Here is an 8,926-nt window from a genome sequence, read left to right on the forward strand (position 1 = left end):
GACCAGCTTGGAGGCACTCATGGTAAATATTGAACAATTGGCTTATGAACTTGGTGAAGCACTAACCGCTAAACAGTGGGTGGCAACCACCGCTGAGTCTTGTACTGGTGGTGGAGTATCTTTTGCTATTACTGATATTCCGGGAAGCTCTGCATGGTTTAATCGCGCATTTATTACTTATAGCAATGAAGCCAAGAAGCAAATGTTAAGCGTTACTGAGCAAGCACTAATTGAGTTTGGGGCAGTCAGTGAAGCGGTTGTATTTGAGATGGCTTGCGGCGCTTTAGCTGCTTCACGTGCGGATATTAGTGTGGCGATCAGTGGAATTGCTGGCCCTGATGGTGGCAGTGAAGATAAGCCTGTGGGTACAGTATGGTTTGCTTGGGCTGATGCGACGGGTTGGCAACAAACGCGATGCTGCTTATTCAGTGGATCACGCCAGCAAGTTAGACAACAAGCGATAGCAGAAGCATTATCAGGTTTGATTGGTCGTATTAATAAGGTGATGGATTCGTGATCCTATTCTTAAAAAATCGTATTTAACAAAAAAAAACAAACCAGAACTAGACACTGTATGAATAGACAGTATACTAAGTCTCATACCCAGTTTAGTTACTTTATTTTAGCATCCGTTGGAGAGTCGAATGGACGATAACAAGCAAAAGGCTCTTGCCGCAGCGTTAGGCCAGATTGAGAAGCAGTTCGGTAAAGGTTCAATTATGAAATTGGGCGATAACCGTACTATGGATATCGAAACTGTTTCAACGGGTTCATTATCACTTGATATTGCACTCGGTGCTGGTGGTCTACCAATGGGACGTATCGTAGAAATCTACGGCCCAGAATCTTCAGGTAAAACAACCTTAACCTTAGAAACGATTGCCGCGGCTCAAAAAGCAGGTAAGACGTGTGCATTTATTGATGCTGAACACGCACTCGATCCAATTTATGCGGAAAAACTGGGTGTTGATATTAACCAACTTCTTGTTTCTCAACCCGATACAGGTGAGCAAGCATTAGAAATCGTTGATGCACTAGCTCGTTCAGGTGCGGTTGACTTAATCGTTGTTGACTCCGTAGCAGCCCTTACACCAAAAGCTGAAATTGAAGGTGAAATGGGTGATTCACATATGGGCTTACAAGCACGTATGTTGTCACAGGCAATGCGTAAATTAACCGGTAACCTTAAACAGTCTAACTGTATGTGTATCTTCATTAACCAAATTCGTATGAAAATTGGTGTAATGTTTGGTAATCCAGAAACGACAACGGGTGGCAACGCATTGAAGTTTTATGCTTCTGTTCGTCTTGATATTCGTCGTACTGGCGCAATTAAAGATGGTGATGAAGTTGTAGGTAACGAAACCCGCATAAAAGTTGTTAAGAACAAAATAGCGGCACCGTTTAAGCAAGCGGAAACACAGATTTTGTATGGCCAAGGTTTTAACCGTAATGGTGAATTAATTGACCTGGGTGTTAAGCATAAATTAGTTGAAAAAGCAGGTGCTTGGTATAGCTACCAAGGCAATAAAATCGGTCAAGGTAAAGCAAACTCTTGCAAATACCTTGTTGAAAACCCTGAAATTGCTGCTGAGATTGAGAAAAAATTGCGTGATTTACTGCTAACGCCTGCCGTTGCTGAAACAGAAACACCAGATGTTGCAGCTCTTGATGCTGAAGACGGTGATGCTTTTTAATCAAACGACTATTTAGCGTATCTATATATAATACGTCGATAGAAACCCAGCCATTGTGCTGGGTTTTTTTATGGGCTCAATTTAAGTAATAATGATATTTATAGACGCTAATTTAATTGACAAATTTAGCGTGTTTTCTGCTTTAATATGCCAAGTTGATAGTTAGCGTTATTTTTATTGGTCATTGAATTGAGTCCTCAGGTTTAGTAGGTAGGCGTATTTGTAATGAAAGAACACGTGTCGTTAATACGTTGGATCGGGAATATTATTCGACGGTTTACTAAATGGCTTTACACGCTGCGCCATATTTTTGTGGCTTTATTTGTTCTCGGTAATAGTGGTCTTATTTTTCATACGATTTACGGATTACCGATTGATTTGTTAACGCTGTTTAACGTTCGAGATTATGAGCAGATAAATGCGAGCTTTTTGATTAATGCACCTTACTTTATGTTAGGTGTTTTTATTGTTATGAGTTCGGTAGGTCTGTTTTTTAGAGCACGAATATCGTGGATGATCAGTTTTATCTTAATGTTGATCAATATTTTTTATACTGATCATATTCATCCTCAGCAAACGCATAATATTCATTATGGAATTGCCTCGTTAATTCTCTTATTTATGGTGCGTAAATACTTTTCTAAAAGCAGTGTTGCCGCCGGTAGTATCTTTGCGTTAATCAGTGTGATCACTCTATTATTAACATCAACCTATGGTGCATTGTATTTTGGCGATGGATTTAATCCCAAGATCACCAGTTTATTGACCGCGTTTTATTATGCGATAGAAACCATGTCTACGGTGGGATATGGCGATATAGTTCCTGTTTCTGAGCCAGCACGATTATTTACTATTTCAGTGGTTGTGTCTGGTATTACCGTCTTTGCCACATCGGCAACGTCAGTGTTAGGCCCTGTTGTTCATAGTGGTTTTGAACGACTAGTTAAAGGTAATAGTAAAAAAATGGATCGTACTAATCACTTTATAATTTGTGGTTTATCCAGCCTCGCTGTGAATACCATTAAGCAATTAACCGAACGTAAGCAACCTATTACGGTGATCGTATCGCCTCGTATTCAGCAAGTCGCTAAAGATCAGTTGGAGGGGTTAGATGTGGTCGTTGGTGATTACAGTGATGGCGCTATTTTAACTCAGGCTGGGGTGATGAATGCCAAGGCCGTACTGGCACTGAGTGATGATGATGCTGACAATGCATTTATTGTGTTATCAGCGATTGAATTAGCCAGTTCAGCACGAACAGTTGCACTGGTAAACGAAAGTAAAAATATAAATAAAGTGAAAAGTGTTAATCCTGACATTGTGATTTCACCGCAGCAGTTTGCAAGTGATATTCTGGCACGGTTATTAAATGGCGAAAGTATCGATAGTGACTCTATCGTGGCATCGCTATTGCATTCAGTACAAGGGCTGTCAGAAAAAGAAATTAATAAATAATATTAATGCATTCACTTTTTAAAAACATCGATGCTACATGGAACGACAATGGCGATAATGCTTAATTTATCGCCATTATAGGTATTAGCTCATAGGGTAAATGAATAGTTTACATGCGGGAACAATATCGAGACGGTGTTCCAATGGGGATTATTTGATACATTTCGGCACATATCATTTCCCGTAGTAGCTACCGTTGTTTTACAATAGCCCCCAAAAAATTTATCTTAGTTTTATTATTAGATGGTGATTGTTCATTGTTCCTGTGGTTTGAGGGCTGAACGGTTATCGAAGAAATTCGTCATGAGGCGTTTTTCTGTCTTTCTATTCCAAGCATTAATTCAGGATTTGCCAATGTACATGAGCACTGATGAGATTCGCCGCGCGTATCTTGCATTTTTCGAGAGCAAAGGCCACCAGATCGTGGAAAGCTCATCTCTTGTACCTGCGAATGACCCAACGTTGTTGTTCACTAACGCAGGTATGAACCAGTTTAAAGATACATTTCTAGGTCTTGAAAAGCGTAACTACACACGTGCGACAAGCGCTCAGCGTTGTGTGCGTGCGGGCGGTAAACACAACGACCTTGAAAATGTAGGCTTTACAGCCCGTCACCATACTTTCTTTGAGATGTTAGGTAACTTCAGCTTCGGTGATTACTTCAAGCATGATGCAATTGGTTATGCGTGGGAATTTTTAACCAAAGAGCTAAAGCTTCCTGAAGATCGTCTTGTTGTTACTATCTATGAAAGTGATGATGAAGCGTTTGAAATCTGGAATAAAGAAATTGGTATTCCAGCGGATCGCATCGTACGTATTGGTGACAACAAAGGTGCACCTTTTGCTTCAGATAACTTCTGGCAAATGGGCGACACTGGTCCTTGTGGCCCATGTACTGAAATCTTTTATGATCACGGTGATCACATCTGGGGTGGCCGTCCAGGTACACCAGAAGAAGATGGTGACCGTTTCATCGAGATCTGGAATAACGTATTTATGCAGTTCAACCGTCAAGCTGACGGTACAATGGAACCGCTACCTAAGCCTTCTGTTGATACAGGTATGGGTATTGAGCGTATTGCTGCAATCATGCAGGGTGTACACTCAAACTACGAAATCGATATCTTCCAAACACTAATTAAAGAAGCAGCTGCGGTTATTGGTTATGACGACTTGTCTAATCAATCACTACGCGTTGTTGCTGACCATATTCGTTCTTGTGCTTTCCTTATTGCTGACGGTGTAATGCCATCAAATGAAGGCCGTGGTTATGTATTACGCCGTATTATTCGTCGTGCAGTGCGTCACGGTAACAAGCTAGGTGCAGAGGGCGTATTCTTCTACAAACTTGTTGGCCCATTGGCTGAGATCATGGGTTCGGCTGGTGTTGAGCTAAAAGCACAACAAGAGCTAGTAGAAAAAGTATTAAAGATTGAAGAAGATAACTTTAGTCGTACCCTTGATCGTGGTCTAACTATTCTTAATGAAGCATTAGATAACATCGACGGTAATGTACTTGACGGTGAAACGGTATTTAAACTTTATGATACCTATGGTTTCCCTGCGGATTTAACTAACGATGTTGCTCGTGAGCGTGGCTTCTCAATCGACGAAGACGGTTTTGAAACAGCAATGGCAGCTCAACGTCAACGTGCTCGTGATGCGGGTAACTTTGGTGTTGACTACAATGACGCTATCAAAGTGGATGCTGAAACGACGTTCTGTGGTTACAGCGTGACGGATGGCGAAGGTGTGATTGTTGCGCTATATCGCGATGGTAATGCTGTTGACACCATTAATGCTGGCGAAGATGCATTGGTTGTATTATCAAACACACCATTTTATGCAGAATCAGGCGGCCAGTGTGGTGATAGCGGTTTATTAACGGCTGAAGGTGTGGTGTTCAACGTTGCTGATACGCAAAAATTTGGTGCTGCAACGGGTCATAAAGGTCAATTAGTTGAAGGTTCATTAACAGTGGGTCAATCATTGACTGCTGCTGTTGACTCTGAGCGTCGCCAAGCGATTAGCCTTAACCACTCAGCAACGCACTTAATGCATGCAGCATTGCGTACTATTTTAGGTGATCATGTTGCTCAAAAAGGTTCATTAGTAAAAGCGGATAGCCTTCGTTTTGACTTCTCAAACCTAGAAGCAGTTAAACCTGAACAATTACGTGCTGTTGAGAATATGGTTAACGAACAAATTCGTGCTAACCATAGCATTGATACCAACATCATGGACATTGATGCTGCGAAAGCAAAAGGCGCGATGGCATTGTTTGGTGAGAAATACGATGACGAAGTACGTGTACTGAGCATGGGTGATTTCTCAACGGAGCTTTGTGGTGGTGTTCACGCTAACCGTACTGGTGATATTGGTCTGTTTAAGATCTTATCTGAAAGTGGTATCGCTGCGGGTATTCGCCGTATTGAAGCGGTAACTGGCGTAGGCGCAATTGCGGCAATGCACACTGAAGACATGATGCTTGCGAAAACTGCACGTTTAGTGAAGTCTGACGTGGCGTCTGTTGTTAGCAAAGTGGATGCCTTAGTATCACACAGCAAACAACTAGAAAAAGAAATTCAGCAACTAAAAGACAAGTTAGCTGCGCAAGAAGGCGCAAGCTTAATCAATAAAGCGCAAGAAATTAATGGCGTTAAAGTGTTAATTGCGAAACTTGACGGCGCTGATAACAAAGCATTACGTGGCATGGTTGATGAGTTAAAAAATCAACTAGGCAGTGGTGTGGTGTTATTAGGTAATGTTAGCGAAGGTAAAGTCGGTTTAATCGCTGGTGTGACTAAAGATTTAATTGGCAAAGTCAAAGCGGGTGAGCTAGTTAATTTGGTTGCATTGCAAGTTGGTGGTAAGGGCGGCGGTCGTCCTGATATGGCACAAGCTGGTGGTACTGACGCAGCAGCATTGCCTGCGGCATTAGAAACTGTTGCACCATGGCTAGCTGACAAACTGTAATCACTGGAGAGGTAATGTGGCACTATTAGTGCAGAAATTTGGTGGTACATCAGTTGGTAGTATTGAACGAATAGAAGCCGTTGCTGAGCGAGTGATAAAAGCTCGCCAGTGTGGCCACCAAGTGGTTGTTGTATTGTCTGCAATGGCTGGTGAAACTAATCGGCTATTGGGCTTAGCTAAGCAAATTGATGCGATTCCTACACCGCGAGAGTTAGATGTTTTACTTGCTGCGGGTGAACAAGTATCAATTGCCTTATTAGCTATGGCGTTGAATAAACGAGGCTATAGTGCGACCTCATTGACGGCAGATCAAGTTGTTATCCATACTGATAGCAACTTTAATAATGCCACAATCCATGAGGTTGAAACCCAGAATATGACCACATTACTTGGCCAAGACAACATTGTTGTCGTGGCCGGTTTCCAAGGGCGTGATATCGATGGCAATATCACAACCTTGGGGCGTGGCGGGTCAGATACCACTGCGGTTGCTATTGCAAGTGCGCTTAATGCCGACGAATGTCAAATCTTCACAGATGTTGACGGAGTGTATTCTACCGATCCAAGAATTGTACCAAGTGCGGCTCGTTTGGATGTTATTCACTTTGATTACATGACTTGCATGGCGCGCCTAGGGGCAAAAGTGCTACAATTACAGTCTGTAGAGTATGCATGCCAACATCGCGTTCCATTACGAGTTCTTTCTTCATTTGAGGAAGGGCAGGGAACGTTAGTGAATTTTGATGTAATGAGTAATCAAAACATCATTGGCGTTGCGCTCCAAAGGCAGCAGGTTTTAGTTAACATTACACTACCAGCAACTGTTCTTAATGAGCAGTTGGACTTATATGGTTTGACAGCTTGGAATTTATCAACTAATTCTAGTGATGACATATCACAAATCGTCATTTCTAATGATGATTTAGCGCGTTTAAGGCTAGTGTTTGATAGCAAAATGCGCCATATTGGTATGGTCTCTATACTTTCCTTGATTGGAAAGGATATTCAGCAACATTTGGAGTCAATTCAAAAGGTGCTGCAAGAGGCTGGCATTACAGTGCATACATATCAGGGTGATAAGAAATGTTTATCTTTATTGATTAATGAAGATGATCATCTTACAGCTGTTGATTTAATCCATGAAAAATTTGTGGTCGATAACCCGTGTTTCGGTAATCTATCGCATCTTGCTGTTTCTTGAGCCACGGCTATTTACGAAATTGTGAATTTTATTGGATAAAACGTTAAATTCTTATAAGACTGAGATTACTCAAGGAGCACTCGAATGCTAATTTTAACACGTCGTGTAGGTGAAACTCTAATGATCGGTGACGAAGTAACTGTTACTGTTCTTGGTGTTAAAGGAAATCAGGTACGTATTGGTGTTAACGCACCTAAAGAAGTATCTGTTCACCGTGAAGAAATATACATGCGAATTCAAGCAGAAAAAGAAGCTGGTACTCCGAGTACTGGTAACTACTGATTCGAAGAGGGCTAGGATAATTATCCTGGCCTTTTTTGTGCCTGTAGAAAAGTAACATCCTGTAAGTCGTGATTAAATAGAGTCAAAGGCGATGTTTTTGGGGCCCATTTTTGAATACCTGATCAATCCCATAAAGTGAATATTTTTCTGGTTACGTTGCATTAATTATCGCATTGCTTACTAAGTGTTCATTCGTGCGGCGAGTATTGGTTTTTATCAATAAAGTGTTTGACTTATTTTGGGCTAACAGTAATATGTGCCTCCACAACGTGGTGAGGTGGCCGAGAGGCTGAAGGCGCTCCCCTGCTAAGGGAGTATACGGTTTATCCCGTATCGAGGGTTCGAATCCCTCCTTCACCGCCATTATTTTTTAATGGATATTGTGAACGCTTTCTTATTGATTTAATTATCTTAATTTGGGATAATGCAACGGTAACGAAGCACAGTGCGCGCGTAGCTCAGCTGGATAGAGTACTTGGCTACGAACCAGGCGGTCGGAGGTTCGAATCCTCCCGCGCGCACCATTATTTAAGCAATGAGTCATGTTAGTTTTAGCGACTAGTATCACTTGTTACTTGCACCGAATTGTGTGGTGAGGTGGCCGAGAGGCTGAAGGCGCTCCCCTGCTAAGGGAGTATACGGTTTATCCCGTATCGAGGGTTCGAATCCCTCCTTCACCGCCATTCTTTATTGATGGCAACGATGTTGATATCAATATGGTGTTTTCTTTAGCAAGAAACACCCAGTGCGCGCGTAGCTCAGCTGGATAGAGTACTTGGCTACGAACCAGGCGGTCGGAGGTTCGAATCCTCCCGCGCGCACCATTATTTAAGCAATAGGTTAATAATATAAATTAACGTGTTACTTATACCAATTTGTGTGGTGAGGTGGCCGAGAGGCTGAAGGCGCTCCCCTGCTAAGGGAGTATACGGTTTATCCCGTATCGAGGGTTCGAATCCCTCCTTCACCGCCATTCTTTGCTTTTGTTAAAAATTACCGCAAGGTAAGATTTGGCGATTGCATAATTCCTTTTATAGCTAAAAGGAATGGTTTCTGGGAATGAATTCCCAAAAAAGAAACCCAGTGCGCGCGTAGCTCAGCTGGATAGAGTACTTGGCTACGAACCAGGCGGTCGGAGGTTCGAATCCTCCCGCGCGCACCATCATTTAAAAGCAATAGACCTCAATGTTTGTTGTTGTAACAGAATTAGTGCGCGCGTAGCTCAGCTGGATAGAGTACTTGGCTACGAACCAGGCGGTCGGAGGTTCGAATCCTCCCGCGCGCACCATCATTTAAAAGCAATAGACCTCAATGT

The 8,926-nt window shown here is 42.2% G+C and carries 6 protein-coding genes and 7 tRNA genes; all 13 read left to right on the forward strand.

Features of this window, described 5'->3' with window-relative positions; all coding sequences use genetic code 11:
* The first annotated feature begins 19 nt into the window (after window positions 1-19).
* A complete protein-coding gene (pncC, locus tag C9I86_RS14600; RefSeq protein ID WP_107276744.1) occupies window positions 20-517 on the forward strand; it encodes a nicotinamide-nucleotide amidase in 498 nt (165 codons plus the stop codon).
* A gap of 127 nt (window positions 518-644) precedes the next feature.
* Complete coding sequence (gene recA / locus C9I86_RS14605; protein WP_080158200.1) at window positions 645-1,697, forward strand: recombinase RecA; 1,053 nt, start codon at window positions 645-647, stop codon at window positions 1,695-1,697.
* A gap of 225 nt (window positions 1,698-1,922) precedes the next feature.
* Window positions 1,923-3,152: a voltage-gated potassium channel protein gene (gene kch / locus C9I86_RS14610; RefSeq protein ID WP_080158199.1), complete on the forward strand. Its 1,230-nt coding sequence runs from the start codon at window positions 1,923-1,925 to the stop codon at window positions 3,150-3,152.
* A 354-nt stretch (window positions 3,153-3,506) separates the two neighbouring features.
* Window positions 3,507-6,128 carry an alanine--tRNA ligase gene (gene alaS, locus C9I86_RS14615; RefSeq protein WP_107276745.1) on the forward strand — a complete coding sequence of 874 codons (2,622 nt, stop codon included), beginning with the start codon at window positions 3,507-3,509 and terminating at the stop codon, window positions 6,126-6,128.
* Between the two features lie 16 nt (window positions 6,129-6,144).
* Entirely contained in the window at window positions 6,145-7,329 is a 1,185-nt protein-coding gene (locus C9I86_RS14620; protein ID WP_080158197.1) for an aspartate kinase, read from the forward strand.
* 84 nt (window positions 7,330-7,413) lie between these two features.
* Window positions 7,414-7,611, forward strand: coding sequence for a carbon storage regulator CsrA (gene csrA, locus C9I86_RS14625; RefSeq protein WP_036793345.1), 198 nt, complete (start codon window positions 7,414-7,416; stop codon window positions 7,609-7,611).
* Between the two features lie 271 nt (window positions 7,612-7,882).
* Window positions 7,883-7,974: transfer RNA gene (locus tag C9I86_RS14630), tRNA-Ser, on the forward strand.
* Between the two features lie 84 nt (window positions 7,975-8,058).
* A tRNA-Arg gene (locus C9I86_RS14635) sits at window positions 8,059-8,135 on the forward strand.
* 67 nt (window positions 8,136-8,202) lie between these two features.
* Window positions 8,203-8,294, forward strand: a tRNA-Ser gene (locus C9I86_RS14640).
* A 64-nt stretch (window positions 8,295-8,358) separates the two neighbouring features.
* Window positions 8,359-8,435: transfer RNA gene (locus tag C9I86_RS14645), tRNA-Arg, on the forward strand.
* A gap of 57 nt (window positions 8,436-8,492) precedes the next feature.
* A tRNA-Ser gene (locus C9I86_RS14650) sits at window positions 8,493-8,584 on the forward strand.
* 112 nt (window positions 8,585-8,696) lie between these two features.
* Window positions 8,697-8,773: transfer RNA gene (locus C9I86_RS14655), tRNA-Arg, on the forward strand.
* A 49-nt stretch (window positions 8,774-8,822) separates the two neighbouring features.
* Window positions 8,823-8,899 (forward strand) — tRNA-Arg (locus C9I86_RS14660).
* Window positions 8,900-8,926 lie beyond the last annotated feature (27 nt).

The organism is Photobacterium sp. NCIMB 13483, from assembly GCF_003025475.1.
Classification (GTDB): Bacteria; Pseudomonadota; Gammaproteobacteria; order Enterobacterales; family Vibrionaceae; genus Photobacterium; species Photobacterium piscicola.